Raw genomic sequence first — 26,217 nt, forward strand, 5'->3', positions numbered from 1 at the left:
CGAGCAAAAGGCTCATGAGAACTTCCACCGGCAAGATGAGCGTCGCAGGACGACCATCAAGCGCGAGCCCTTTCGGCAGGCGAGGACCAGACAAGCCGACCGCGGCGGACGGTGGGGCGCGCATGTCCACGGCCGCCTGCGAACGACAAGACCCGGCGGACCTGTCGGTCCGCCGGGTCTCGGCGAGATGGCGGTGACGGAGGGATTTGAACCCTCGGTGGACTTGCGCCCACAAACGCTTTCGAGGCGTTCTCCTTAGGCCGCTCGGACACGTCACCGCCGGGAAGGTTACCGGAGCGGGTCGGGGGCGAGAAATCGGACCACTGGTCTGGTCCGCCCCCGCCGGGTGTCGGTGGCCCTCCCTAGCGTCGGGGCATGACTCTCACCCTCGGCATGGTCACCTGCGACACCACCGACCCGCTCCCGCTCGCCACCTGGTGGGCCGAGCAGACCGGCGGCACCGCCGCCGACCCCTATGGCGGCGAGTTCGTCATGGTCAGCGGCGGCGCTCTTCCGGTCACACTCGCCTTCCAGAAGGTCGACGACCCCACACCCGGCAAGAACCGGCTGCACCTCGACCTCTCCGCCCCCGACCTCGACGCCGAGGTCGAGCGCCTGGTCACCGCCGGCGCCACCAAGATCGGCGATCGGGGCGACGAGAGCTTCCGCTGGGTGACGCTCGCCGACCCGGCAGGCAACCAGTTCTGCGTCGCCGGTCCGATGGAGGGCATGCCCGAGGGCTGACCCCCTCGCCCACCGAGTCTCGGCAGGCTCGACCACCGGTCTGCGTCAGCCGACCACGATGACGTGCAGGTTGCGCGGCCCGTGCACGCCCTCGACACGGTCGAGCTCGATGTCGCTGGTCGCGCTGGGGCCGCTGATCCAGGTCTGCGGTCGCAGCGGGTCGAGCACCGCGAAGGCGTCCGGCACGTCGGCGACCACCTGATCGGCGCGCACGATGCACACGTGTCGGTCCGGCACCAGCGTGAGCGCACGGCGTCCCTGACCGGCGGCGTGGTCGAGCACCACGGTGCCGGTCTCGGCGATGCCGACCCGGGCCTCGGTGACGACCGCGTCGACGGCGTCGAGTTCGGCCGCGGTCAGCATCCGGCCGTCCGCCCCGTCCACCACGGCACCCGGGATCTCAAGGTCCAGCCCAGCCGGCAGCACCACCGCGGAGCCGGGTGTCAGGGCGGCCCGGACGACGTCGCCGAGCTCGTCGGGGGTGCAGCGCTGGACCACCGCCCGGTAGTCCGCGACCCGCTCAGCGAACAGGTCGACCAGCTCCTCGTGCGGTCGCCGCGCCGCCGGAGAGCGCCGCTCGGCCGGGGCCACGGGTGCTGCGTCGGCCAGTGCGGACCGGACCCTGCCCAGGATCTCCTCGCGCGCCGTGCTCACGACTCCTGTCCTCCCTGCTCAGGCCCGTGCTCAGCAAGCCCCCCGTCGGTCCGCCGCCACCACCGCCGGAACGACTCTCGCGGCGGCGACGGCAGGTCGCGCGCCCCCGTCCAGGCGGCAGCAGGCCCGGGCAGTCGCCCGGCCGAGCGGCGTCCGCCCGGCAGCGTGCCGCGGCCCACCCGGTCGAGCACCGCGCCGGCGACCCCGGCCATCCGCTCGACCAGCGCCAGGCGCCGACCGCTCCCGAACGCGTACGCCGCTCCCTTCATCGCCGCGGCCTCGCCGGCGTGGGTGCCCGGGCCGCGCACCCCTCCCCGGCGGGCGTCGACGACCTGCGAGCGCAGGTGCACCAGCACCTCGGGGATGTCGATGCGCACCGGGCACACCTCGAAGCACGCCCCGCACAGCGACGAGGCGTAGGGCAGCGAGTCGACCTGCTCGTCGACCCCGACCCCGCGCAGCAGCGGGTTGAGGATCGCCCCGATCGGGCCGGGGTAGACCGAGCCGTAGGCGTGGCCGCCGACCCGCTCGTAGACCGGGCACACGTTGAGGCAGGCCGAGCAGCGGATGCAGCGCAGCGCCTGGCGCCCGACCTCGTCGGCGAGCACCCGGGTGCGGCCGTTGTCGAGGAGCACCACGTGCACCTCCTGCGGACCGTCGCCGGGGGTGACGCCGGTCCAGGTCGAGGTGTAGGGGTTCATCCGCTCACCGGTGGAGGAGCGGGGCAGCAGCTGGAGGAACGTGTCGAGGTCCGACCAGCTCGGCAGCACCTTCTCGATGCCGACCACGCTGACCAGCACCTCGGGCAGGGTCAGGCACATCCGACCGTTGCCCTCGGACTCGACGACCACCAGGGTGCCGGTCTCGGCGATCGCGAAGTTCGCCCCCGACACGGCAACCTTCGCCCGCAGGAACTTCTCGCGCAGGTGCTCGCGGGCGGCACCCGCCAGCACCGCGGGCTCGTCGGTGAGGTCCGCCGGGGCCGGCCGCCCCGCCCCGGCCATCGCCCGCAGGAAGATCTCACGCACCTCGGCGCGGTTGCGGTGGATCGCCGGCACCAGGATGTGGGAGGGCAGGTCGTCGCCCAACTGCACGATGAGCTCGGCCAGGTCGGTCTCCCAGGCGGCGATGCCGTGCTCGGCGAGCGCCTCGTTGAGGCCGATCTCCTGGGTGGCCATCGACTTGACCTTCACGACCTCGTCGACGCCGTGGCCGCGCGCCACCGCCGCGACGATCGCGCACGCCTCGGCGGCATCGCGGGCCCAGTGCACGGTGGCACCGCGCGCGGTCAGCGCCGCCTCGAGGTCGACCAGGTGCTGCTCGAGGCCGACCAGGGTGGCGTCCTTGACCGCCGCCGCCCGCAGCCGCAGCTCCTCCCAGTCGTCGAGCTCGGCGACCACCCGAGCCCGCTTGGCGCGGATGGTGCCGGTGGCGTGGGCCAGGTTGTGCCGCAGCTGGGTGTCGGCGAGCGCCTCCCGGGCCGCGGTGGGGAAGGCCGGCATGCCGACGAACGTGGCGCTCACCGCCCCACCTCCTCGGCGGGCGTCGTGCCCGGGGAGGCCGCCGGGGCTCCGCCCGAGGCGTCGTCCTCGGTCGCCGCCAGGATCTCGGCCAGGTGCATCACCCGCACCCCTGCCCGCTGCCGCGACAGCACCCCGCCGATGTGCATCAAGCAGGAGTTGTCGCCGGCCACCAGCACCTCGGCGCCGGTGCCCCGCACGTGCCGGGCCTTGTCGGACCCCATCGCCACCGAGGTGTCGGCGTTCTTGAGCGCGAACGTGCCCCCGAACCCACAGCACTCCTCGGCGTGGGGCAGGTCGACCAGGCGCAGGCCGCGCACCGCCTCCAGCAGCCGCCGCGGCCGGTCGCCCACCCCGACCATCCGCAGCGAGTGGCAGGTCGGGTGGTAGGCGACCGTGTGCGGGAAGTAGGCACCGACGTCGACGACCCCGAGCACGTCGACGAGGAACTCCGTGAGGTCGTGAACCCGCGGCGAGGTCTCGGCGACGGCGCGCACCAGCCCCGGGTCACCGGAGCGCCCGGCCACCAGCGCGTGCTGGTGGCGCACCGAGCCCACGCAGCTGCCGGACGGCGCCACCACCGCGTCGTAGCCGGCGAAGGCGTCGACGAACGTGCGCACCACCGGCACCGCCTCGTCGAGATAGCCGGTGTTCACCATCGGCTGCGCACAGCAGGTCTGCGCCGCCGGGAACTCGACCTCCACTCCGAGCCTCCGCAGCAGCCGCACCACAGCCTTCCCGGTCTCGGGGAACATCGCATCGTTGACGCAGGTGATCATCAGGGCGACGCGCATGGGCTCCATCATGTCGCCGCCCCTGCCGCGGGCCCCGACTCCGGCCCGGCTCGGTGGCCGGCGAAGAAGCCCTCCAGCAACGCCGCCGTCTCCTCGGCGAGCACCCCCGAGATCACCTCCGGCCGGTGGTTGAGCCGCCGGTCGCGCACGACGTCCCACAGGCTGCCCACCGCGCCCGCCTTCGGGTCGAACGCCCCGAACACCACCCGGTCGACCCGGCTCAACACGGCCGCGCCGGCGCACATCGTGCACGGCTCGAGCGTGACCACGAGCGTGCAGCCCGCCAGCCGCCACTCGCCGCGCGCTGCCGCCGCGGCCCGCAGCGCCACCACCTCGGCGTGACCCGTCGGGTCGGCCTGCGCCTCGCGCACGTTGCGGCCGCGGCCGACCACCGTGCCGGCGGCATCGACGACCACCGCACCGATCGGCACATCGCCGGTGGCGAGCGCCGCCCGCGCCTCGTGCACGGCGGCGCGCATCGGCGCCTGCCACACGTCGTACGGCGTCGGGGGCATGGCGACAGTCTGCCGCGCGCCCGGGCCGCCGGGTGCGCTCACGCCGGGGTGAGCCCGACCGCGTCGTCGAAGAGCGGGCCGAAGCCCAGCTGCCGGGCCACCTCCGAGAGGAGCTCGTCGGGGTAGAGATCGACGTCGTCGAGCAGGGCGGCCAGGTCGAGGGTGCTGATGCCCAGGTCGTCGAAGATCTCCAGGTCGCCGGCCGGCACCTGATCGTCGTCGTCGGGCAGTGGCAGGCCCAGCGACTCGAGCACCGAGGAGGCGAGCTCCCACTCGTCGGCTGCGGTCAGGTCGGAGAGCAGCACCCGGGTGAACGGGCCGGTCACCCGGACCACCACGAAGTAGTCCTCGTCGAAGGCGACCAGACCCAGCACCCCGGCGTCGCCGGGGAACCGGCCCAGAGCTCCGGCGAGCGTCTCGAGGTCGCCGAGATGGTCGTGGGTCAGCGACTCCACCTGCCAGGCGCCCTCCTCGCGGAAGACAGCCAGGGCGAAGTCCACGGCGTCCTCGAAGTCGCGCATGGTCTGGAACCTTCCGTCGGTGGTGCGGGGCGGCCCGACGAGCACCTCGCCTGCGCGAGGCACCTCCCAGAGTGGCAGAGGCGGACGCCGCGGGGAACCCCTTGCGGCCCGCGTCACCACGCGAGGGAGCATCCGGGCCCGGAGTGCGCCGCGCCGGTGTCCCATGGCCTAGCCTTCGAGCATGCGCACGCACGTCGTCGACCACCCGCTCGTCGCCCACAAGCTCACCGCCCTCCGCGACGTGGACACCGACTCGCCGACCTTCCGCCGGCTCGCCGACGAGCTGGTGACGCTGCTGGCCTACGAGGCCACGCGCGACGTGCGGGTCGAGCAGCACGGCATCACCACCCCAGTGGCGCCCACCACCGGCGTCCGGCTGGCCCACCCCAAGCCGATGGTGGTGCCGATCCTGCGCGCCGGGCTCGGCATGCTCGAGGGGATGATGCGGCTGCTGCCGACCGCCGAGGTCGGCTTTCTCGGCATGGTGCGCAACGAGGAGACGCTCGAGGCGTCGACCTACGCCGAGCGGCTGCCCGAGGACCTCGCCGGGCGCCAGTGCTACGTGCTCGACCCGATGCTCGCCACCGGCGGCACCCTCGCCGCGGCGATCCGGTTCCTCACCGACCGCGGCGCCGACCACATCACCGCGATCTGCCTGCTGGCCGCCCCCGAGGGCTGCGAGCGGCTCGAGCGCGAGCTCGAGGGCCTCGAGGTCCCGGTCACCGTGGTCACCGCCGCCATGGACGAGCGGCTCAACGAGAAGGGCTACATCGTGCCCGGGCTCGGCGACGCCGGCGACCGGCTCTACGGCGTCGCGGGCAACTGAGCTCCTCAGCGGGCACCGGCGGCCGCCCTTGCGGGCTTACCCCTGCAGGCCGGGCACCTTGCCGGTCACCAGCAGCAGCATGAGCAGCACCACCAGCAGCGCCAGCACGCCGTAGGTCCAGCCCTTGCTCGAGCGCTCCTCGGGCGACTCGGGTGCGTCGTAGCGGTGTCCGTCGGGGCGCGCCAGTCGCTCCTGCTCGTCGTCCATTCCTCGGCTCTCCTCGCGGTCGGCCTCCCCACGCGGATGCTAGCCGGTCGGCCTCAGAGGCCCTTCACCGCGCTGAGCAGCTTGCCGAGGGAGTCCTTGGCGTCGCCGAACAGCAGCGTCGTCTTGGGGTCGAAGAGCAGCTCGTTCTCGATGCCGGCGAACCCGGGGCGCATCGACCGCTTCATGAACACGATCTGCTTCGCCTCGTCGGCGTCGAGGATCGGCATGCCGTAGATCGGCGCGCCCGGGGTGGTCTTCGCGGCCGGGTTGACCACGTCGTTCGCCCCGACCACCAGCACCACGTCGGTGTGCTTGAACTCGCCGTTGATGTCGTCCATCTCGACCAGCTGCTCGTAGGGCACCTGCGCCTCGGCCAGCAGCACGTTCATGTGACCCGGCATCCGGCCGGCCACCGGGTGGATGGCGTAGTCGACCTTCGTGCCGCGGGCGGCGAGCACGTCGACCAGCTCGCGCAGCGTGTGCTGCGCCTGGGCGACAGCCAGGCCGTAGCCGGGCACGATGATGACCCGCTCGGCGTACCCCAGCAGGATCGCGACGTCCTCGGGGCCGGCCGAGCGCACCGGCCGGTCGGAGGCGACACCCGCGCCCAGCGTCGAGCCACCCTTGAGCGCGCCGAAGAGGATGTTGGCCACCGAGCGGCCCATCGCGCCGGCCATCAGCAGGGTCAGGAACGTGCCGGCCGAGCCGACCAGCGTGCCCGCCACCAGCAGCACCACGTTGCCGAGGACATAGCCGCCGGCGGCGACGGTGAGACCGGTGAACGCGTTGAGCAGCGAGATCACGATCGGCACGTCGGCACCGCCCACCGGAAGCACCAGCAGGACGCCGACCGCGAGCCCGAGCAGGGCCAGCACGATGCCGATCCACATGGTCGGGTCGGTCACGGTGAGCACCGAGAGCACCACCGAGGCCAGCAGCAGGACGCCGAACACGACCGGCAGGCCCGGGAAGACCACCGGGCGGGAGGTCATCAGCTCCTGGAGCTTGGCGAAGGTGACGACCGACCCGGCGAACGACACCGCGCCGACCAGGATCGTGAACGCGGTCGCCGCGAACGTGAACCAGCCTGGCCCGAACGCGCTGTCGGCGTGCGGGACCATCTCGTGCAGCTCCAGCAGCGCGACCAGGGACGCCGCGCCGCCGCCGACGCCGTTGAACAGCGCCACCATCTGCGGCATCTGGGTCATCTGGACCTTCTGGGCCCCGAGCACACCGGCCGCCGAGCCGAGCGCGATCGCGACCAGGATCAGCGGCACGTGGTCGAGCTCGAGGTAGAAGAACGGCACCGCGACCGCCACCACGGCCGCCGCCGCACCGAGTAGGTTGCCGGCGCGGGCGGTCTTCGGCCCGGCCAGGCCCTTCAGCGAGAGGATGAAGCAGACCGCGCAGGCCAGGTAGGTCAGCTGGACCCAGGTGGGGGGCATCACGCGGCCCCTCCGGTCGAGCCGGTGTCGGCCTTGGCCGGCTTCGGCTTGCGGCGGGTGAACATCTGCAGCATCCGGTCGGTGACCACGAAGCCGCCCACCATGTTGACCGCGGCCAGCACGATCGCGATCAGGCCGACCACCAGCGCCACGGTCGAGTCGGTCATGCCGGTGACGATGACCGCGCCGAGCAGGATGATGCCGTGGATCGCGTTCGCCCCCGACATCAGCGGGGTGTGCAGGGTCGAGGAGACCTTCGAGATCACCTCGATGCCGACGAACACGCTCAACACGAAGATCGTCAACCAGACGACTTCCTCGCTCATGCGGGGTCTCCTTCCAGGGCGGCGCGGGTCGGTTCGTGCAGGATCCGGCCCTCGTGGACCACACAGGAGCCGGCGACGATCTCGTCGGCGAAGTCGGGCGCGAACGCGGCCGGGCCGCCGTCGGCGCCCGGAGTGGTCATCAGCGTGAGCAGGTTGACGACGTTCTGGGCGTAGAGCCGGGACGCCGGCCCGGGCATCTGCGCGGGCACGTTGCGCCCGCCCCAGACCTGGGCGTGGCCGATGCGCACCACCTCGCCGGGCACCGACCCCTCGACGTTGCCGCCGGTCTCGGCGGCCAGGTCGACCACCACCGAGCCGGGCTTCATCGCCTCGACCATCGCCGAGGTCACCAGCAGCGGGGCCTGCCGGCCGGGCACCGCGGCGGTGGTGATCAGGGCGTCGGCGCTCGCGACGTAGGGGGCGAGCAGGTCGCGCTGGCGCTGCGCCCGCTCCTCGGTCATCTCCCGGGCGTAGCCGCCGGCGCCCTCCAGCGTCTCCAGGTCGAGCTCGATCGCCTGGGCGCCCATCGAGCGGATCTCCTCCGCCGCGGCGGCGCGCACGTCGTACGCCTTCACCACGGCCCCCAGCCGGCGCGCGGTCGCGATGGCCTGCAGGCCGGCGACGCCGGCACCCAGCACCATCACCTCGGCCGGGGGAACGGTGCCCGCGGCGGTCATGTTCAGGGGGAAGAAGCGGCGCAGCAGCCCCGCGGCCACGATCGCGCAGCGGTAGCCGGAGACCAGCGACTGCGACGACAGCGCGTCCATCGACTGCGCCCGCGAGATGCGCGGCACCAGCTCCATGGCGAACGCCGTCGCCCCGACGTCGCGCAGGTCGGCGACCAGCGGCAGCTCGGCGTTGGTCGGCAGGAACGACACCGTGGCCGCTCCCCGGCGCAGCCGGCGCACCGCCCCCGGATCGAGCGGCTGCACCGAGATCACCACGTCGGCCTCGTCGACCGCACGCTCGTCGAGCAGCGCGCCGGCGGCGGCGTACTCCTCGTCGGCGATCTGCGCGCCCAGCCCGGCGCCCGGCTCGACGGTGACGTCGTAGCCCAGCCCGGTCAGCTTGCCGACGAGGTCGGGGACCATCGCCACCCGGGCCTCGCCGTCGCGTGTCTCTCGTGTCACAGCGATCCTCACACCGGCAACCTAGCGGAGGGGGCGGCCTCCGCGGGGAGGGCTCCGTACCCTGGCGGTGTGAGTTCGACCGCGGCCACCGACCCGCAGGTGCCGCTGCCCGCCGACGAGGGCTTCCGCCGGCTGATGGTGGAGGCGAAGTTCGGCATGGACGAGATCGCCACCAAACTGAAGATCCTGCGCGAGGAGTTCACCCACCTCCACGACTACAACCCGATCGAGCACATCTCCTGCCGGCTCAAGACCCCCGACAGCCTGCGCGAGAAGATCGCCCGCAAGGGCATCGACGCCGAGGCCGACGACGTGCTCGACCAGGTGCGGGCGCGGATCACCGACCTGGCCGGGGTGCGGGTCACCTGCAGCTTCATCTCCGAGGTCTACCGGGTCTTCGGCATGCTCGGGCAGCAGCAGGACATCCGGGTGCTCGACGTGCGCGACTACATCGCACATCCCAAGCCCAATGGCTACCGCAGCCTGCACGCGCTGGTCGAGGTGCCGGTGTTCCTCTCCGGCGGGGCGGTGCCGGTGCTGGTCGAGGTGCAGTTCCGCACGATCGCGATGGACTTCTGGGCCAGCCTCGAGCACAAGATCTACTACAAGTACCGCCGCGAGGTGCCGCCCGAGCTGCTCGCCGGCCTGCACGACGCGGCCGAGACCGCCTACGCCCTCGACGTGCGGATGGAGTCGCTGCACCAGGAGGTGCAGGGGCTCGAGGACCTCCCCGCCGAGGTGCTGGAGCAGCTCCGTTCGGGAGCGGCCACTGCCCTGCCCGAGCAGCTGTTGGCCTCGTTGCGGCGGCTCGGCGGCGAGCCGACCGCTCCGCCTACCCGGCCCTGAGCGGGAACTCGCCGACGATCTCGTAGCGCGGGCGGCCGCCCGGGCCCTCCCCCAGGAACGACTGCACGAGCGTGAGCCGGTCCGCGGTCCAGGCCGGGCCGGCGTACCCCTCGAGCAGCCGCACCCAGTTGCTGGCCTCCTCCGGGCGGCCCAGCCGGGCCAGCGTCACGTGCGGCCGGAACCGCTTGCCCTCGACCTCGATCCCGGCCCGGGCCGCGGCGGCGCGGGCACCGGTCGCGAGCCGGTCGAGCTCGATCCGGCCGGTGTCGTCGAGGTCGAGCCCGGCCCACAGCACCCGCGCCCGCGCCGGGTTCGGGAAGGCGCCGCCACCGGCGAGGCGCACCTGGAAGCTGGTACGCCGGTCGGCCGCGCGGGCGAGCCGCTCACCGAGGTCGTCGAGGTGCCGCTCGGCCACGTCGGCGAGGAACGCCAAGGTGAGGTGGAACTGCTCCGGGGCGGCCCAGCGGAAGGTGGCCGCGTGCCGGCGCGGCTCCAGGAACTCCTCGAGGTGCTCGACCGCCTCCTCGGAGGGCAGCAGCGCCGCGAACATCCGCATGATCACGAGCCTAGTGAGAGCCCGGCCGCGGCATGTAACGCGGTGTCCCCGTAGGTAACGCGGTGTCCCGACAGCCCTCGAGCTACCCGGACACCGCGTTACATCTGCCCGCGTTGCTAGATCTGGGTGCCGATGGCGGACCCGATCGCGAACGTCACCGCCATCGCGAACAGGCCGCCGAGCACGTTGCGGGCCACGGCGCGACCGGCGGGGCCGTAGCCGAGCCGGGCGCTGGCCCAGCCGGTCAGGGCGAGCGCGGCTGCGACGGCGCCGACCGTCGCGCCGACGCGGAGCTCGTCGGCGACGAGCAGGATCACCAGCAGCGGCAGCAGTGCGCCGACCGTGAACGCGATCATCGAGGCCACCGCCGCCGCCCAGGGGCTGGTCAGGTCGTCGGGGTCGATGCCCAGCTCCACCTCGGCGTGTGCGGCGAGGGCGTCGTGGGCGGTCAGCTGCTCGGCCACCTGCAGGGCGAGGTCGTCGCTGAGCCCCTTCTCGACGTACAGGCCGGCGAGCTCGGCCAGCTCGGCCTCCGGCTCCTCGGCCAGCTCGCGCCGCTCCTTGCGCAGCAGCGCGAGCTCGGAGTCGCGCTGGGTGCTGACCGAGACGTACTCGCCGGCGGCCATGCTCATCGCACCGGCCGCGACGCCGGCGACGCCGGCGACCAGGAGCGCGGTGCGGTCCGAGGTGGCACCGGCGACGCCGATCACGATGCCGGCGGTGGAGACGATGCCGTCGTTGGCGCCGAGCACGCCGGCCCGCAGCCAGTTGAGCCGGCTGGTGAACCCGAGGCGGTGCGGCTCGTCGTCGTGGGGACCCGGCGTGAGGTCCGGCGTGGCGGTCGTGGGGTCCATGCCCCGATCCCACACCGGTGGGACCGGGACATCAAGCAAGGGTTGGCTGGCCTTGCAGCGTCGTCCCGAGCTGGGTCACAGCCCCAGGTCGCGCCCGATCAGCTCCTTCATGATCTCGTTCGAGCCGGCCCAGATCTTGCTGACCCGGGCGTCGCGCCAGGCCCGGGCCACGCGGTACTCGTTCATGAACCCGTAGCCGCCGTGCAGCTGCACGCAGTGGTCGAGCACCTCGTTCTGCACCTGCGAGGACCACCACTTGGCCTTCGCGGCGTCGACGGCGGTGAGCTCACCGGCGTCGTGGGCCGCGACGCACTGGTCGAGGTAGGCCTGGGTCACCTCGATCCGGGTGAACAGGTCGGCCAGCAGGAACTTGTTGTGCTGGAACTGGCCGATCGACTGGCCGAACGCCTGCCTGTCCTTGGCGTACTGCAGGGTCTCGTCGAGGATCTGCTTGGCGTGCGCGACGTTCGAGATCGCGCAGCCCAGCCGCTCCTGCGGGAGCTTCTGCATCATGTGGATGAAGCCGCCGTCGAGCTCGCCGACGATCTCGGCGTCGGTGACCCGCACGTTCTCGAAGAAGAGCTCGGCGGTGTCGGACTCGTCCTGCCCGACCTTGTCGAGCTTGCGGCCGCGGCTGAAGCCGGGCGCGGTGGCCTCGACGGCGAAGAGCGTGATGCCGCGGGCCTTCTTCTCGGGGCTGGTGCGCGCCGCCACCAGCACCAGGTCGGCGGAGTAGCCGTTGGTGATGAACGTCTTGGACCCGTTGATGACCCAGGAGTCACCGTCGCGGACCGCGGTGGTCTTCAGCGCCGCGAGGTCGGAGCCACCGGAGGGCTCGGTCATGCCGATCGCGAGCAGGATCTCGCCCGCGGCGACGCCGGGCAGCCAGCGCTGCTTCTGCTCCTCGGTGCCGAGCTCGACGAGGTAGGGCGCGGTGATGTCGGCGTGAATGCCGACGCAGGAGCCGAGCGCCGCGTTCACCTTGTTCAGCTCCTCGAGCAGAACGGCGTTGAACCGGTAGTCGCCGGCCCCGGCGCCGCCGTACTCCTCGGGGATCTCCAGGCCCAGGAATCCCTGCTTGCCCGCCTCGAGCCAGAACTCGCGCGGAAGCGCCTTGGCCTCGGCGTGCTGCTCGACGTGGGGGATGACCGACCGCTCGAGGAACTCACGCACCGAGCCGCGGAACGCCTCGTGGTCCTCGTCGTAGATGCTGCGCTTCATGGGGCCGGACTCTACCCGCGGGTAGCCGACCGGACGGACACCGCCGGCCCCGTCTCGCCGACGGGGCCGACGCACCGCTCACCAGGTGTGGAAGCGCACGACCTGCTCGGCCTTCCGGTGGCCGTCCCCGGTGACGAGGACCCGCACCTGGTGCACCCCCACGGCGGTGGGGGCCCCGACGAACGAGAGCCGTCCGGTCCGCTGATCCCGACGCGCCGTGACCCCGTCGGGCAGGTCGCCCTCCCAGCTCACCCGCAGACCGCGCGACCCAGCGATGCGGAGGCTCAGCCTGATCGGCTCACCGACCCGGGCGTGCACCAGCGGCGTGCTCAGGACGGCCGCGCCGTGCCGGCGCACGCGCAGGCGTCCGTCCACATAGGTCGGTTCGTAGTCGAGGCTCTCCACACCGCCGCACCTGGTGAGCGTCTCGCGTACGACGGCCCGGCAGGTGGCCTGAGCCGGAAGATCGAACGGCGTGTCACCCGCGACCAGCCCCAGATAGTGGGCGGCCACGACCGGCGAGGCGCCTCCGCGCAGCATCCGCCCCCACGTCGCCCGGACGGTCAACGGCGCGCGGGCGACCACCATCGTGCGGGTGACCGAAGGGGCGGCCAGCCAGTCGGCGTCGCCTGCCTGGGCGGCCTCGACGGCACAGGTCCCGGCGCCGATCACCCGCAACGTCGCACCGGTCACCGTGCAGACGTCGGTGGACAGCGAGACGAACCGCACCGGGAGGCCCGACGTGGCGCTGGCGGTCAGCTCTCTGTCGCCCTGCCCGTAGACCAGGCTGTCGGGGGCGATGAAGGTCAGGGTCTGCGACTGGGGCTCCGGGTCCGGCGGCGGGGGCTCGGGGTCCGGGTCCGGGTCCGGGTCCGGGTCCGGTGGCGTCGACGTGGCGTGCGGCGTCGCCGACACCACCGAGGACCGGGCCGACAGTCCGAGGTGGTTGCGCGCCTGGACGAGGTAGTAGTAGGTCTCACCGTTGGTGAGCCCGGTGTCGGTGAACGACGCGGCGGTCGGGCTGCCGACCGGGGCGAAGGTCCCGTCCACGGCGGCCGACCGGGAGACGACGTACCCCGTGACCGGGAGCCCTCCGGTGTCGAGAGGTGGGGACCAGGTCAGGGCGACCTGCCGGTCCCCGGCCGCCGGGGCGAGGCCGGAGGCCGCCTGCGGGGTGGTCGCGGTGACCACGTCCGCGGAGGCCGCCGAGACCGCGCCTGGCCCGGCCTCACTCACCGCGCGGACGGTCGCGGAGTAGCGGTGCCCGGGCAGCAGGCCGGTGACGTTGACCGTGGTGACGTCACCCGTCACCGGCACCGTGCGCGGCGGCTCGGCCGAACTGCCGTCGGTCACCAGGCCGTGATCGGTCACCTGCAGCGAGTAGCCGGTGATCGGGAGGTCCCCCTCGTCCTCGGGGGCGCTCCAGGTGAACCGCACGCTGTCGTGGAGCGGGCCGGCGACGCCGGTCGGCGCGGAGGGCGCCGCGGGCACCGACGGGCCGGCGATCCGGATCTCGATCTCCGCCGGGGTGGAGCCGACCAGTTGGTCGTCGACCGCGCCGTAGACCAGCGTCGAGGTTCCGGAACCGGAGACGGTCAGCTCCGTCTCATGGTCGTCGACGATCGTGTACGCCGTCGTCTGGGCGCCGGTCACCTCGTAGCTCACCCGCTGCACGCTCTTGGTGCCCGCCGCCTGCGCGGACAGGCTGGCGGTGACGGTGCTGCCGTAGGGATAGACGCCGCTCTCGGGGGCCGGGGGGTCCAGCTCGACCGTCGCGGTCGGCGGAGTCGCGTCGACGGCATCGGCGAAGGCGAACCCGGGGTCGCGGGTCAGCATCATCATGGTCGCCACGGTGCCGCCGAGGTTCGCGCCACCCGCCGAGACCACGTTCGCCCCGCCGGCGGAGACGACGTTCGCCCCACCGGCGGACACCACGTTCGCGCCCCCGGCGGAGACGACGTTCGCCCCACCGGCGGAGATCACCGAGTTCGCGCCCATCTCGATCCTGACGTTCGCCCCACCGGCGGAGACCACATTGGCGCCGCCGGCCGAGACCACGTTCGCGCCGCCCGCCGACACCACGTTGGCGCCGCCCGCCGACACCACCCGAGCGCCGGCGTCGACGGCGGCGATCCGGTCGGTCAGCACGTCGCGGAGGATGGTCAGCTTTCCATCGCACCGGTAGCTCTGAGCGCCGGTGACGACGAGGAAGCTCGAGCACTGGTAGACGTCGTTGGTCCGGCTGCTGTTGGGTGTCGTGAGCGACTGGGCGGCCGAGGCCCACAGCTCCGAGATCGCGCTGCCGAGGAACTGGAAGGCCGAGCCGATGGTCCCGGCGAGGTTCGACACCCCGGACACAAAGGACTGCCCCCACTCCTGGAAGGCGGCACCGACGTCCCACCCGGCCCGTCGGGCATGGCGCTGGTCCGCAGCGCTCTGTGGCGTGACAGTGACGATCAAAGGCTGGTCCAGGTCGTACTTCCGCCCCTCGCTGTCGGTCCAGGTGACCGCGAAGCCGCCTTGGGCCTGGACTCCGGAGCCCAGCTCGTCCTGCAGCTCGGCCTCGTCGCCCTGGTGGATCCGCACGGTCGAGCCGGCCCGAAGGGTGCCGGCTGCCGCCGTGAGCACGATCCAGGCCCCGCCCTCGATGACACAGGTCGACCCGGTGGTTCCGGCACCGCAGGACTCGCTGTCGAGGCTGCCGTCGGCGGCGGCCGGGACGGTGACGAAGGAGTCGGCCGGGTCGAAGGCGTGGGAACCCTCCACCGTGTCGGGTGGGTCGGTGACCACCACGGTGTCGGCGGCGGTCCAGGTCTGCGCGCCGTCGGGCGAGCTGACCACCACGGTGGCGGCGTAGCCCTCGTCGTTGCTGCCGCGCGGGTAGCGGCAGGTCGCCGTGTCTCCGGTCGACGCCACGGGATCGCGGAAGCGGCCGTCGCAGAAGAACTCGTACGTCGAGCCGGACGGCACGTGCGAGGTGCCGGCGTCCAACTGCACCGTCTCGCCGGCCGTCACCTGGTCCGGGCTCGCGGTCAGTCGGGCCTGGTACGCCGTGGGGCGGGTGACGGCGGTGACGACCGGGCCGGTGCCACGGCTGTTGGTCGCGGCCACGCTCACCCCGTAGTCCACCCCGTCGGTGAGCCCGGTGAGCGTGGCCCGGCGCGAGGTCACCGTCGTGACGACGTCGGACCCCGTTCCGGTGGCACCCGCCGGGTGGGCCCGGACGGTGTAGTCCAGCACCGGCTGGCCGCCGTCGTCGGACGGCTCGTCCCAGGCCAGGTCGATCTCACCGGACCCGGGGGTGAGGACCAGGTGGCGCGGTGCCGATGGGGCAGTGTCGGCCGCGGCGACGCCGGGGATCATCAAGACCTGCAGGCCGTTGTCGCCGACGCCGTTGTGGGTCAGGTAGAGGTTGCCGTCGGGGTCGAGGTCGAGGTCCCCGACGTCGACCAGCCGCACCGAGCGGGGGTCGGCCCCGTCACTGACTTCCGGCGCGGTCGCGTCGCCGGCGACGTGGTGCAGCGTGGCGTCCGGACGGATCTGCCAGATCTCGTTCGCGCCGGCGCCGGCGTCGATCGCGACGAAGAGGCTGCCCTGCCGATCGGCGACCGGGCCGGCCAGGATCTCGAGGTGCGCCTCGTCGACGGACCCGCCCTCCACCGGTGCCGGCCTGTCCCAACCGTCCGGCTGGCGGCAGCACAGCGTGACGATCTCGTTGGTACGTCGGTCGACCCGGTGGATGTACCAGGTCTCGCGGAGGTAGACGTAGGGGCCTTTGGCGTCGAGCGACACGATGCTTCCCATGCGGGGGTGCTGACGCGCGTCCGGCACCACGCCGGGCAGGAACGGCGGCTGGTAGTGCGTCGCGGTGGTGTTCGCCCAGCCATCGGCGGAGGCCACGATCACCGATCCGGTCTGCTGGTCCGAGGGCACCGGAAGCGGGATCTCGGCCGCCACCCCGTAGCTGGTGCCTCCAGAGCCGAAGCTCTTCAGCCTCGCGCCGGCGACCAGCACCCCGGAGCCGTCGGGGTCCATGACGACCGACTCGGACGCCCAGGCCAACTCCCCGGTGAAGGCGTCGTCGATGGCGGGCACCGCCGCCGGGTCGATGGAGCCGTCGGAGGCTAGACGCCCGACACCCCAGCCGTACGACCGCTCCGAGATACCGGTCTCGCGGGGCGCCTGCAGGTAGAAGCCCCCGTCGGGCGCGACCTCGAACGCGGCGGTGGGGTCGTGGTCCCACGCCTCGGGGATCGGGGTCGCTGAGGTCGGCGCGGCAAGGACCGACTCCCCGACGGCGTAGGTCACGATGCTGGTCCTGCTCGACGCGCGACGGGCGGCGTAGATCGTGCCGTCGCCCCAGCGGACGTCGCCCAGGGAGACCTGGTTCCCGGCCGGCGTCGGCTCGGCGACGAGGACCCGCAGGCCGCCATCGGGCACCAGGGCCGTGGCGGGTGGGGCCAGCGTGGCCAGCCCGGAGACGGCGAGAGCGGCGGCGAGTGCGGGCCCGAGAACTGCACGACGACGGAAGGGCATGGGACCCCCTAGAACGGCGGACGTCCGATCCCCCGTCGGCTCCGACGCTCCGCGACTGTTATCTAAGTCACACCGAGAGCCTCCGTCTCGGTTTTGCCGTTTCTTCACCCCTTCGGTCCAGACGTCGTCCACGCCACGCCGCGGCGGAGCCCGCCGATGCGTGAGGTGCTCCCCGCATGGGTAAGGGTGGCGGGTCGGGGGTGCGTCCTGGGGAGGGGCGAGCCGTCCGGCGACCACACCCCCGTGGATCGATCCAAGACCTCCCCGAGGAGACACCTGTGGAGAGCTGGCCCGGACAGCCTTACCCGCTGGGCGCGACGTTCGACGGCACCGGCACCAACTTCGCACTCTTCAGCGAGGCCGCCGACCGCGTGGAGCTGTGCCTGTTCGACGACGAGGACAACGAGACCCGGGTCGAGGTGACCGAGGTCGACGCCTACGTCTGGCACTGCTACCTGCCCTCGGTGCAGCCCGGCCAGCGCTACGGCTACCGCGTGCACGGCCCCCACGACCTCTCGCGCGGGCTGCGCTGCAACCCCAACAAGCTGCTGCTCGACCCCTACGCCAAGGCCACCAGCGGCGAGATCGACTGGGACCAGTCGCTGTTCGGCTACGACTTCGGCGACCCCGACTCGCGCAACGACGAAGACTCGGCCGCCCACATGACCAAGGGCGTGGTGATCAACCCGTTCTTCGACTGGGAGGGCGACCGGCTGCTCAGCATCCCCTACAACGAGAGCCTGATCTACGAGGCCCACGTCAAGGGCCTCACCCAGCTGCACCCCGACGTGCCCGAGGAGCAGCGCGGCACCTACGCCGGAGTCGCCCACCCGGCCGTCATCGAGCACTTGCAGAAGCTCGGGGTGACCGCGATCGAGCTGATGCCGGTGCACCAGTTCATCCAGGACTCCACGCTGCTCGAGAAGGGACTGCGCAACTACTGGGGCTACAACACCCTCGGCTTCTTCGCCCCGCAGGCCTCCTACGCCGCCACGGGTGAGCGGGGCCAGCAGGTGCAGGAGTTCAAGTCGATGGTGAAGTCGCTGCACGCCGCCGGCATCGAGGTGATCCTCGACGTGGTCTACAACCACACCGCCGAGGGCAACCACCTGGGCCCCACGCTCAGCCTGCGCGGCATCGACAACCCGGCGTACTACCGCCTCGTCGAGGACGACCAGCGCTACTACATGGACTACACCGGCACCGGCAACAGCCTCAACGTCCGCCACCCGCACTCGCTGCAGCTGATCATGGACTCGCTGCGCTACTGGGTCACCGAGATGCACGTCGACGGGTTCCGCTTCGACCTGGCCTCGACCCTGGCCCGCGAGTTCTACGACGTCGACCGGCTGGCCACCTTCTTCGAGCTCGTGCAGCAGGACCCGGTCGTCAGCCAGGTCAAGCTGATCGCCGAGCCCTGGGACATCGGCCCCGGCGGCTACCAGGTCGGCGGGTTCCCCCCGCAGTGGACCGAGTGGAACGGCGCCTACCGCGACACCGTCCGCGACTTCTGGCGCGGCGAGCCGTCGCTGGGCGAGTTCGCCACCCGGCTCTCCGGCTCCGCCGACCTCTACGAGCACTCGGGCCGGCGACCGGTCGCGAGCATCAACTTCGTCACCGCCCACGACGGCTTCACGCTGCGCGACCTGGTCTCCTACAACGAGAAGCACAACGAGGCCAACGGCGAGGACAACAACGACGGCGAGAGCCACAACCGCTCCTGGAACCACGGCGTCGAAGGCCCCACCGACGACCCCGAGATCCTCGCCGCCCGGGCCCGCGAGCAGCGCAACGTGCTCGCCACCCTGCTGCTGAGCCAGGGCACCCCGATGCTGCTGCACGGCGACGAGCTCGGCCGCACCCAGCAGGGCAACAACAACACCTACGCCCAGGACTCCGAGCTGAGCTGGGTGCACTGGGAGGACGCCGACGGCCCCCTGATCGAGTTCACCGCCGCACTCGCCCGGCTGCGCCGCGACCACCCGACGTTCCGCCGCAAGCGGTTCTTCACCGGCGGTCCGGTCAAGGTGCCCGCCAGCAGCGACGCCGAGGGCGGCGAGCGACTCAACGACATCGTCTGGTTGCACCTCGCCGGCCACCCGATGGAGGACGACGACTGGGGCTCGGGCTCGAAGGCGATCGGCATGTACCTCAACGGTCACGGCATCCAGGGCCTGGACGCCCGCGGCCAGGAGATCGTCGACGACCACTTCCTGCTCTACTTCAACGCCGACGGGCCGGCGACGGTCACCCTGCCCCCTGCGGAGTACGCCGAGGCGTGGGACGTCGTCATCGACACCGGCGGCAGCGCCGCCAGCCACCCCACCCACCCGGCCGGGGCCACCTTCGAGATGACCACGCACAGCCTCGTGGTGCTCCAGCAGCACACCGAGGTCGAGGAGGAGATCGACCACTCGGTCGCCGCCTCCGTGGCCGCGATGTCGAAGCAGGCGTGAGCACCGTGCCGGAGCAGACGGAGCCCGAGACCGGTCCCATCGAGATCCCCGAGCCGCCGCTCGAGCCGCTCGACGGCACCCCCACCGAGGAGCCGGCCGACGTCCCGGGCGTCGGTGCGGACGAGGCCACCTCAGGCAGCGCCGACGCCGACGCGAGCCCGGCCGAGGGCGCCGCTGACCGGCGTACCCCCGTCAGCACCTACCGGCTGCAGATCACGCCCGAGTTCGACCTGCTCGCCGCCGCTCGGCTGCTGCCCTACCTGCACGACCTCGGCGTCGACTGGGTCTACCTGTCGCCGCTGCTGGCCTCCGAGCCCGACAGCGAGCACGGCTACGACGTCACCTCGTTCAACCGGATCGACCCGGCGCGGGGCGGAGCGGTCGGCCTGGCCGCGCTGTCGGCCGAGGCACAGCGGCTCGGCATGGGGGTGCTGGTCGACATCGTGCCCAACCACGTCGGTGTGGCCACCCCGGCCGAGAACGCCTGGTGGTGGGACCTCCTCAAGCACGGCGCCGGCTCCAAGTACGCCGCCGCGTTCGACGTCGACTGGGAGGCCGGCGCCGGCCGGATCCGGATCCCCGTCATCGGCGACGACGACCAGCCCGAGCCCGGCGGCGCGATCGGCAACCTCGAGGTGGTCGGCAACCTGCTGCGCTACCACGACCAGCTGTTCCCGGTCGCCCCCGGCACCGCCGAGCCCGACGACGACGGCAACCCGCCGGACCCCCAGGAGGTGCACGCCCACCAGCACTACGAGCTGGTCAACTGGCGCCGCGCCGACACCGACCTGAACTACCGCCGGTTCTTCGCGGTCAACACCCTCGCCGGGGTGCGGGTGGAGGACCCGCGGGTCTTCGACGCCGTGCACGTCGAGGTGCGGCGCTGGTTCGACGAGGGGCTGGTCGACGGGCTCAGGGTCGACCATCCCGACGGCCTGCGCGACCCCAAGGGCTACCTCGACGACCTGGCCGACCTCACCGGCGGCGCCTACGTGCTGGTCGAGAAGATCCTCGAGCCCGGTGAGGAGCTGCCGACATCGTGGGCGACCGCCGGGACCACCGGCTACGACGCGCTGGCGCACCTCGACCGGGTGCTCACCGACCCGGCCGGACAGGAGCCGCTCGATGCCCTCGAGGCCCGGCTGCGCGGTGCCGACGGGCCGGTCGACTTCCACGCGATGGTCCACGACCTCAAGCACGAGGTCGCCACCGGCATCCTGCGCTCCGAGACGCGACGCATCGTGCGGGGACTGCGCCGCGAGCTCGCCGACGCGACCCCTGACGACGAGGCCCTCGAGGCCGCGGTCGCCGAACTGCTCGCCTGCTTCCCGGTCTACCGCTCCTACCTGCCCGACGCCGGCCACGAGCACCTCGAGCAGGCGTTCACCGCGGCGCGGACGCGCCGCCCCGAGCTCGCTGCGACGCTCGACGCGGTGCGGCCGATCCTCGCCGACGGCGACACGCTGCCGGCCAAGCGCTTCCAGCAGACCAGCGGCATGGTGATGGCCAAGGGCGTCGAGGACTGCGCGTTCTACCGCTACTCCCGCCTCACCTCGCTCAACGAGGTCGGCGGCGACCCGAGCCTGTTCTCGATCACCCCCGCGCAGTTCCACGAGGCGATGACGCTGCGCCAGCGCGAGTGGCCGCACGCGATGACCACGCTGTCGACCCACGACACCAAGCGCGGCGAGGACGTCCGCGCCCGGATCACCGTGCTCGCCGAGATGCCCCAGCACTGGGAGCACGCCCTGCGCCGGCTGCTGGCCCTCGCCCCGGTGCCCGACCCCGTCTTCGGTTCACTGCTGTGGCAGGCGATCCTCGGGGCCTGGCCGGCGTCGCGAGACCGGCTGCGCGCCTACGCCGAGAAGGCGATGCGCGAGGCCGGCGACCACACCACCTGGACCCAGGTCGACACCGACTACGAGCACGCCGTGCAGCGCGCCGTCGACGCGGTCTTCGACGACCACGACGTGCGCTCGGTGCTCGAGGACCTCGTCGAGCACACCGCCCACCCCGGCTGGAGCAACGCGTTGACCGCCAAGCTGGTCGCGCTCACCATGCCGGGCGTGCCCGACGTCTACCAGGGCAGCGAGCTGTGGGAGCAGAGCCTGGTCGACCCCGACAACCGGCGCGAGGTCGACTTCGACCTGCGCGACGACCTGCTCGGCGCCGTGCGCGCCGGTGCCCGGGCCGCACTCGGCCACGGCCCCGAGGACTCCGGCATCGTCAAGCTGCTGGTGACCCACAAGGCGCTGCTCGCCCGGCGGGAGCGCCCCGAGCTGTTCACCGGCTACACCCCGCTGAGCGCCGAGGGCGAGGCGGCCGAGCACTGCCTGGCCTTCGACCGCGGTGGCGCGATCACGGTCGCCACCCGGCTGCCGCACGGCCTCCGCACCCGGCACGGCTGGGGCGACACCACGCTGACCCTGCCCTCGGGCAGCTGGTCCGACGCGTTGACCGGGCGGTCGGTCTCGGCAGGCTCGACCACCGCCGCAGGCTCGACCACCGGAGACGGCGTCGTCCGGCTGGCCGACCTGCTGCACGACTACCCCGTGGCGCTGCTGCTGCGTGAGGACACCGAGGGAGCCCCCGCCCGATGACCCACTCCTCCCTGCGCGGACCGTTCGACGTCTGGGCCCCGACCCCCTCGCGGCTGCGGTTGGTGGTCGCCGGACAGACCGTCGAGCTGACCCGGGCCGACGACGACTGGTGGACGCCGGTCGAGCCGGTGCCCCACGTCTCCATCGACGGCGGGGTCGACTACGGCTACCTCGTCGACGACTCCGACTACCCGGTGCCCGACCCCCGCGCGCGGCGCCAGCCCGGCGGCGTCCACGAGCTGTCCCGCACGTTCGACCCCGCGGCGTACCACTGGAGCGACGAGGCGTGGACCGGCCGGCCGCTCGCCGGCTCGGTCGTCTACGAGCTGCACGTCGGCACCTTCACCCCCGAGGGCACCCTCGACGCCGCGATCGGCCGGCTCGACCACCTGCGCTCGATCGGGGTCGACTTCGTCGAGCTGATGCCGGTCAACGCCTTCAACGGCACCCACGGTTGGGGCTACGACGGCGTCGCGTGGTTCGCCGTTCACGAGCCGTACGGCGGGCCCGCGGCGTACCAGCGGTTCGTCGACGCCTGCCACGCCGCCGGCCTGGGCGTGATCCAGGACGTCGTCTACAACCACCTCGGCCCCTCGGGCAACTACCTGCCGATGTTCGGGCCCTACCTGCACAGCGAGGGCGAGAACCCCTGGGGCGCCTCGATCAACCTCGACGGCGACGACTCCGAGCAGGTACGCCGCTACATCGTGGACAACGCGTTGATGTGGCTGGGCGACTACCACGTCGACGGGCTGCGCCTCGACGCCGTGCACGCCCTCGAGGACACCTCCCGGGTGCACCTGCTCGAGCAGCTCGCGGTCGAGGTCGCCGCGCTGTCGGCCCACCAGCGGCGCCCGCTCACGCTGATCGCCGAGTCGGACCTGAACGAGCCGCGGCTGATCACCCCCCGGGAGGCCGGTGGCTATGGCCTCGACGCCCAGTGGAGCGACGACTTCCACCACGCGGTGCACGTCGCGCTCACCCGCGAGACCGACGGCTACTACGCCGACTTCGAGCCGCTCGCCGCGCTGGCCAAGGTGTGCGAGCGCGGGTTCTTCCACGACGGCACCTGGTCGTCGTTCCGCGACCGCGAGCACGGCCGCCCGATCGACACCGAGCACACGCCGACCTGGCGGCTGGTGGTCTGCACCCAGAACCACGACCAGGTCGGCAACCGCGCCGTCGGCGACCGGGTCACCGAGGTGCTCGACGACGACCAGCTCGCCTGCGCGGCGCTGCTGACCTACGCCGGGCCGTTCACGCCGATGCTGTTCCAGGGCGAGGAGTGGGCGGCGTCGGCGCCCTTCCAGTTCTTCACCTCCCACCCCGAGCCCGAGCTGGGCCAGGCCACCGCCGAGGGACGGATCCGGGAGTTCGAGCGGATGGGCTGGGACCCCGCCGCGGTGCCCGACCCGCAGGACCCGGCCACCTTCCAGCGCTCCAAGCTCGACTGGTCCGAGGCCGACGGCGGCAGGCACGCGCGGATGCTCGCGGCGTACCAGCGGCTGGCGGCCCTGCGCCGGGAGTGGCCCGACCTGACCGACCCGTCGTTCGGCGCCACCTCGTGCGACGTCGAGGAGCAGCGGCGGGTGTTCCGGATGCGGCGCGGGCGGTTGCTGGTGGCGATGAACTTCGGCGCCGACGACACGGATGGCGAGGCTGGTGCGGTGGTGCTCGACGTCGAGCCCGGTCGCTCACTGCTGTTCGCGACCGGACCCGGCGTCGAGCTCAGCGACGGCCGGTTGACGCTCCCCCGGCACGCCGGGGCGCTGCTGTCACCGGCGTGAGTTCGCGCCGAGCGGCCGGCGTCAGCCCAGCGTGTTGAGGTCGACGACCTCGTCCTCGGCCGGCGCCTCCACCTCGACGTCCTCGCCGAACTCGGTGAACGTGACGCTGCCGGTGTCCTCGCCCTCGGTCTTCTCGATCTTGACCATGTAGTGCTCGCCGCCGGCCTGCACGTAGCCGGTCGAGACGCCCTCCTCCTCGTCGTCCTGCTCGATGACGACGACCTCCTCGCCGTCGAGCTCCTCGGTGCCCTTGACCGTGAACTTCTCCGCCGACTCGTCGTCGTTGTCGAACAGGTCGCCGATCAGCTCGTCGAGGTCGCAGAACTCCGCGAAGTCGCCCTCGGAGTCGACCACCCACTTGTCCAGCACGAGCGCCTGCTGGTCGGCCGGGATCCCGGCGGTGGTCCAGAACGCCTCGTCGGCGCGGAACCACGACTCCCCACCCGTGGAGACCACCTCGACGACGCCCTCGGCGCCGACGTCCATGGTGCCGCTGCACTCACCCTCGTCGGAGAGGCGGATGTCCATGCCGATGACCGTGCCGTCGGTGCTGACCTCGCCGGCGACGTGCACCGAGGAGAGGTCCTGCATCGCAGACTTGGCGGTCTCGACGATCTCGTCGGCCGGGCGGTCGGCGAAGCCGTCGTCGCCCTCGGCGCTGTCACCGTCGTCGCTGCCGCAGCCGGCGAGCAGGGCGGCCGTGCCGATCGCGGCCACCGCGAATCGAAGCTTCTTCACGTCTGTCTCCTTGACGCCCGTGCCAGGGCGCGTGGTTTCGGGATGGGTCGTGCGGGAGGGTGTGGATCGGTCCGGGTGTCGAGCCGTCCGGGTGAGGAAGAATCTCACCACACCGACGGGCCGGCGCCGCGCCTGGTTGCACACCGGGCCTCCGGGCGAAAGCAGTCGATCAGGGCCCCGAGAGCACCTCGGCGACCCAGGCGGGCACCAGCCGGGTGGCCGGGCCCTGCCTGGCCTCGTCGAACATCGAGCTCCCCACGCTCGGCTCGAGGTTGAGCTCGAGCGTGCGGGCGCCGTACGCCGCAGCGAGGCGCACGGAGCCGGCCGCCGGGTAGACCGCGCCCGAGGTGCCGATCGAGACGAACAGGTCGGCCTCGCCCAGCGCCTCCTCGATCCGGTCCATGTCGTAGGGCACCTCGCCGAACCAGACGACGTCCGGCCGCAGCGCCGCCGCACCGCAGCGCGGGCACGGCGGCAGATGGCTCAACGGGTCGAGCCAGGGCTGGCGGACCCCGCAGGCCAGACAGCGGGCCGCCCGCAGTTCACCGTGCATGTGCACCACCCGCCGGGAGCCGGACCGCTCGTGCAGGTCGTCGACGTTCTGGGTGACGACGAGCAGGTCGTCGCCGACGGCTGCCTCGAGCCGCGCCAGTGCGCGGTGGGCGTCGTTCGGGGCGACGTCGCGCAGCGCCGCCCGGCGGGCGTCGTAGAAGGAGTGCACGACGTGCGGCTGGGCGGCGAACGCCTCGGGGGTGGCGACGTCCTCGACCTGATGACCCTCCCAGAGGCCACCGGCGTCACGGAAGGTCGGCACCCCGCTCTCGGCGGAGATGCCGGCGCCGGTCAGCACGACGATCCTCATCGGCTCCCTGGGCTCCCTCGGACTCGGCGACGACGCGTCCGCGCCGTCACTCTCAGCCTAGGAGGTATGCACGACGTCAGCGCCGGGAGTGCAAGGACACGACATAGCCGGCCGCCTCCTCGAACGGCTCCCGCGACCACCCCGACCACCGCTCGACCGGTGCCAGCCCGGCGGCCGCCATCGCCTCGTCGTACGCCGCGAGCGGGGTGACCGGACAGCCGGCGGGCAGGTGCTGCTCGTCGAGGCCGAAGCCGCAGACCACGAGCCCGCCCGGGGCGGTGTGGGCGGCGAGCTGTCGGGCCACGTCGGGCAGGGTGCCCGGCTCGAGCAGCGGGACGATGTTGCCGGCGAGCAGCACCACGTCGAACTCCTCGCCCAGCTCGAGCGCGGCGAGGTCGCCGAACCGCCAGTCGAGCTCCGGTGCCTCGGCCCGGGCCACCGCCAGCATGGTCTCGTCGACGTCGACCCCGACCACGCGATAGCCGCGCTCGGCGAGGTGCACCGCGATCCGGCCGGTGCCGCAGCCGGCGTCGAGCACCCGGGCGGGCGGGTCGACGAGGCCGGCGACCAGCCGCGCCTCACCGTGGATGTCGTCGCCGCGGTCGGCGTTCGCGCGGAACCGCTCGGCGTACGCCGCGGCGTACTGCTCGCCCGCCTGGGCTCGGGCGATGCGCTGCCAGCGGGTGGTCACGGGCGTCTCCGGGGGCTCGATAGTGCCGTCGGGCGCAGGACCGGCGGCTTGACCCCTCAGTAGTACCAAGCCGACGGTGGCCGCACCGCCTATCGGCTGAGGAGGGCGGCGCCCTCCAGGACGCGGCGACGCCTGCGGTCCAGCGGCGAGAGGCGTCGGTCGAGGCGGGCGTCGAGGATCGCGACCGCCTGCGCGACGCTGCCGCTGTTCGCCAGGGCGAGGACCAGCGTCTCCTCGACGACCTCTCTCTGGGCGGCCGAGCCGCCGACGGTGACCAGTCGCGGCAGCGCCGCGCGCAGGCCGGTCACCGCGTCGGACCAGCGCTCCTCGGCGGCGGCGAGCCAGCCTGATGAGCGAGGCTGGCTGTTTGTCTCTTAATAAGTGACAA

At 72.6% G+C, this 26,217-nt stretch carries 23 protein-coding genes and 1 tRNA gene; 6 read left to right on the forward strand and 18 right to left on the reverse strand.

The window, feature by feature from the left end; all coding sequences use genetic code 11:
• Positions 1-188 precede the first annotated feature (188 nt).
• Positions 189-278, reverse strand: a tRNA-Ser gene (locus D6B71_RS16750).
• 97 nt (positions 279-375) lie between these two features.
• On the opposite strand from D6B71_RS16750, the gene D6B71_RS16755 reads away from it, so the two are divergent.
• Positions 376-744, forward strand: coding sequence for a VOC family protein (locus D6B71_RS16755; protein ID WP_121257184.1), 369 nt, complete (start codon positions 376-378; stop codon positions 742-744).
• A 45-nt stretch (positions 745-789) separates the two neighbouring features.
• Here D6B71_RS16755 and D6B71_RS16760 read toward each other — a convergent pair whose 3' ends face one another.
• The 5 genes from D6B71_RS16760 to D6B71_RS16780 are packed head-to-tail and all read right to left on the reverse strand — an operon-like array spanning position 790 to position 4,811.
• Positions 790-1,398: a LutC/YkgG family protein gene (locus tag D6B71_RS16760; protein WP_121257186.1), complete on the reverse strand. Its 609-nt coding sequence runs from the start codon at positions 1,396-1,398 to the stop codon at positions 790-792.
• On the reverse strand, positions 1,395-2,900 hold the full coding sequence (locus D6B71_RS16765) for a lactate utilization protein B (protein ID WP_121257357.1): 1,506 nt from the start codon (positions 2,898-2,900) through the stop codon (positions 1,395-1,397). The genes D6B71_RS16760 and D6B71_RS16765 overlap by 4 nt, the downstream gene beginning before the upstream one ends.
• A gap of 17 nt (positions 2,901-2,917) precedes the next feature.
• Positions 2,918-3,712 carry a (Fe-S)-binding protein gene (locus tag D6B71_RS16770; RefSeq protein ID WP_121257359.1) on the reverse strand — a complete coding sequence of 265 codons (795 nt, stop codon included), beginning with the start codon at positions 3,710-3,712 and terminating at the stop codon, positions 2,918-2,920.
• An 8-nt stretch (positions 3,713-3,720) separates the two neighbouring features.
• Positions 3,721-4,227, reverse strand: coding sequence for a nucleoside deaminase (locus tag D6B71_RS16775; RefSeq protein WP_420846335.1), 507 nt, complete (start codon positions 4,225-4,227; stop codon positions 3,721-3,723).
• 38 nt (positions 4,228-4,265) lie between these two features.
• Positions 4,266-4,811, reverse strand: a complete 546-nt coding sequence (locus tag D6B71_RS16780) for a tRNA adenosine deaminase-associated protein (protein ID WP_338036806.1) — start codon at positions 4,809-4,811, stop codon at positions 4,266-4,268.
• A gap of 118 nt (positions 4,812-4,929) precedes the next feature.
• On the opposite strand from D6B71_RS16780, the gene upp reads away from it, so the two are divergent.
• A complete protein-coding gene (gene upp, locus D6B71_RS16785; protein WP_121257188.1) occupies positions 4,930-5,574 on the forward strand; it encodes a uracil phosphoribosyltransferase in 645 nt (214 codons plus the stop codon).
• A gap of 36 nt (positions 5,575-5,610) precedes the next feature.
• Here the strand turns inward: upp and D6B71_RS22900 are convergent, their stop codons facing one another.
• The 4 genes from D6B71_RS22900 to D6B71_RS16800 are packed head-to-tail and all read right to left on the reverse strand — an operon-like array spanning position 5,611 to position 8,682.
• Complete coding sequence (locus tag D6B71_RS22900) at positions 5,611-5,781, reverse strand: hypothetical protein (RefSeq protein WP_164519714.1); 171 nt, start codon at positions 5,779-5,781, stop codon at positions 5,611-5,613.
• A 53-nt stretch (positions 5,782-5,834) separates the two neighbouring features.
• Positions 5,835-7,226, reverse strand: a complete 1,392-nt coding sequence (locus D6B71_RS16790; protein ID WP_121257365.1) for an NAD(P)(+) transhydrogenase (Re/Si-specific) subunit beta — start codon at positions 7,224-7,226, stop codon at positions 5,835-5,837.
• Positions 7,226-7,552, reverse strand: coding sequence for an NAD(P) transhydrogenase subunit alpha part 2 (locus D6B71_RS16795; protein ID WP_121257190.1), 327 nt, complete (start codon positions 7,550-7,552; stop codon positions 7,226-7,228). The genes D6B71_RS16790 and D6B71_RS16795 overlap by 1 nt, the downstream gene beginning before the upstream one ends.
• Entirely contained in the window at positions 7,549-8,682 is a 1,134-nt protein-coding gene (locus D6B71_RS16800) for an NAD(P) transhydrogenase subunit alpha (protein ID WP_240641499.1), read from the reverse strand. The genes D6B71_RS16795 and D6B71_RS16800 overlap by 4 nt, the downstream gene beginning before the upstream one ends.
• A gap of 69 nt (positions 8,683-8,751) precedes the next feature.
• Here D6B71_RS16800 and D6B71_RS16805 point away from each other — a divergent pair, with 69 nt between their 5' ends.
• A complete protein-coding gene (locus D6B71_RS16805) occupies positions 8,752-9,528 on the forward strand; it encodes a GTP pyrophosphokinase (protein ID WP_240641500.1) in 777 nt (258 codons plus the stop codon).
• Here the strand turns inward: D6B71_RS16805 and thpR are convergent.
• The 4 genes from thpR to D6B71_RS23845 form a co-directional block, all read right to left on the reverse strand.
• Positions 9,515-10,084, reverse strand: a complete 570-nt coding sequence (gene thpR / locus D6B71_RS16810; protein ID WP_121257194.1) for an RNA 2',3'-cyclic phosphodiesterase — start codon at positions 10,082-10,084, stop codon at positions 9,515-9,517. The two genes, D6B71_RS16805 and thpR, sit on opposite strands and share 14 nt — an antisense overlap.
• Positions 10,085-10,200: 116 nt before the next feature.
• On the reverse strand, positions 10,201-10,938 hold the full coding sequence (locus tag D6B71_RS16815; RefSeq protein WP_121257196.1) for a VIT1/CCC1 transporter family protein: 738 nt from the start codon (positions 10,936-10,938) through the stop codon (positions 10,201-10,203).
• A gap of 75 nt (positions 10,939-11,013) precedes the next feature.
• Complete coding sequence (locus D6B71_RS16820; protein ID WP_121257198.1) at positions 11,014-12,159, reverse strand: acyl-CoA dehydrogenase family protein; 1,146 nt, start codon at positions 12,157-12,159, stop codon at positions 11,014-11,016.
• Between the two features lie 78 nt (positions 12,160-12,237).
• A complete protein-coding gene (locus D6B71_RS23845) occupies positions 12,238-16,695 on the reverse strand; it encodes a fibronectin type III domain-containing protein (RefSeq protein ID WP_164519715.1) in 4,458 nt (1,485 codons plus the stop codon).
• Between the two features lie 278 nt (positions 16,696-16,973).
• On the opposite strand from D6B71_RS23845, the gene glgX reads away from it, so the two are divergent.
• From glgX to treZ, 3 genes are read left to right on the forward strand one after another with little or no spacing between them, the layout of a single operon-like run.
• A complete protein-coding gene (glgX, locus tag D6B71_RS16845) occupies positions 16,974-19,151 on the forward strand; it encodes a glycogen debranching protein GlgX (protein WP_121257200.1) in 2,178 nt (725 codons plus the stop codon).
• Positions 19,148-21,751 (forward strand): malto-oligosyltrehalose synthase, encoded by a 2,604-nt coding sequence (treY, locus tag D6B71_RS16850; protein WP_240641502.1) that lies wholly within the window; start codon positions 19,148-19,150, stop codon positions 21,749-21,751. Before glgX ends, treY begins: the two co-directional genes overlap by 4 nt.
• Positions 21,748-23,538, forward strand: a complete 1,791-nt coding sequence (gene treZ / locus D6B71_RS16855) for a malto-oligosyltrehalose trehalohydrolase (RefSeq protein WP_121257202.1) — start codon at positions 21,748-21,750, stop codon at positions 23,536-23,538. Before treY ends, treZ begins: the two co-directional genes overlap by 4 nt.
• A gap of 21 nt (positions 23,539-23,559) precedes the next feature.
• Here treZ and D6B71_RS16860 read toward each other — a convergent pair whose 3' ends face one another.
• From D6B71_RS16860 to D6B71_RS23605, 4 genes are all read right to left on the reverse strand, one after another.
• Positions 23,560-24,276, reverse strand: a complete 717-nt coding sequence (locus D6B71_RS16860; protein WP_121257204.1) for a hypothetical protein — start codon at positions 24,274-24,276, stop codon at positions 23,560-23,562.
• 169 nt (positions 24,277-24,445) lie between these two features.
• A complete protein-coding gene (locus D6B71_RS16865; protein WP_121257206.1) occupies positions 24,446-25,138 on the reverse strand; it encodes an NAD-dependent deacylase in 693 nt (230 codons plus the stop codon).
• 76 nt (positions 25,139-25,214) lie between these two features.
• Entirely contained in the window at positions 25,215-25,829 is a 615-nt protein-coding gene (locus D6B71_RS23600; RefSeq protein WP_121257208.1) for a class I SAM-dependent methyltransferase, read from the reverse strand.
• An 89-nt stretch (positions 25,830-25,918) separates the two neighbouring features.
• The gene (locus tag D6B71_RS23605; protein ID WP_121257210.1) at positions 25,919-26,137 is read right to left on the reverse strand and encodes a hypothetical protein; all 219 of its coding nucleotides are present in this window, start codon (positions 26,135-26,137) and stop codon (positions 25,919-25,921) included.
• Positions 26,138-26,217: the final 80 nt, after the last annotated feature.

The sequence above is a fragment of the Nocardioides ferulae genome (assembly GCF_003660455.1).
Lineage (GTDB): Bacteria > Actinomycetota > Actinomycetes > Propionibacteriales > Nocardioidaceae > Nocardioides > Nocardioides ferulae.

Bases quoted from the DNA above. Each gene is read 5' to 3' on its own strand.
- D6B71_RS16795 (WP_121257190.1), bottom strand. From the start codon at position 7,552: ATGAGCGAGGAAGTCGTCTGGTTGACGATCTTCGTGTTGAGCGTGTTC.
- treZ (WP_121257202.1), top strand. From the start codon at position 21,748: ATGACCCACTCCTCCCTGCGCGGACCGTTCGACGTCTGGGCCCCGACC.
- D6B71_RS16815 (WP_121257196.1), bottom strand. From the start codon at position 10,938: ATGGACCCCACGACCGCCACGCCGGACCTCACGCCGGGTCCCCACGAC.
- D6B71_RS16820 (WP_121257198.1), bottom strand. From the start codon at position 12,159: ATGAAGCGCAGCATCTACGACGAGGACCACGAGGCGTTCCGCGGCTCG.
- D6B71_RS16865 (WP_121257206.1), bottom strand. From the start codon at position 25,138: ATGAGGATCGTCGTGCTGACCGGCGCCGGCATCTCCGCCGAGAGCGGG.
- D6B71_RS23845 (WP_164519715.1), bottom strand. From the start codon at position 16,695: ATGCCCTTCCGTCGTCGTGCAGTTCTCGGGCCCGCACTCGCCGCCGCT.
- D6B71_RS16775 (WP_420846335.1), bottom strand. From the start codon at position 4,227: ATGCCCCCGACGCCGTACGACGTGTGGCAGGCGCCGATGCGCGCCGCC.
- thpR (WP_121257194.1), bottom strand. From the start codon at position 10,084: ATGCGGATGTTCGCGGCGCTGCTGCCCTCCGAGGAGGCGGTCGAGCAC.
- D6B71_RS16755 (WP_121257184.1), top strand. From the start codon at position 376: ATGACTCTCACCCTCGGCATGGTCACCTGCGACACCACCGACCCGCTC.
- D6B71_RS16790 (WP_121257365.1), bottom strand. From the start codon at position 7,226: ATGCCCCCCACCTGGGTCCAGCTGACCTACCTGGCCTGCGCGGTCTGC.
- D6B71_RS22900 (WP_164519714.1), bottom strand. From the start codon at position 5,781: ATGGACGACGAGCAGGAGCGACTGGCGCGCCCCGACGGACACCGCTAC.
- D6B71_RS16770 (WP_121257359.1), bottom strand. From the start codon at position 3,712: ATGCGCGTCGCCCTGATGATCACCTGCGTCAACGATGCGATGTTCCCC.
- upp (WP_121257188.1), top strand. From the start codon at position 4,930: ATGCGCACGCACGTCGTCGACCACCCGCTCGTCGCCCACAAGCTCACC.
- D6B71_RS16765 (WP_121257357.1), bottom strand. From the start codon at position 2,900: ATGCCGGCCTTCCCCACCGCGGCCCGGGAGGCGCTCGCCGACACCCAG.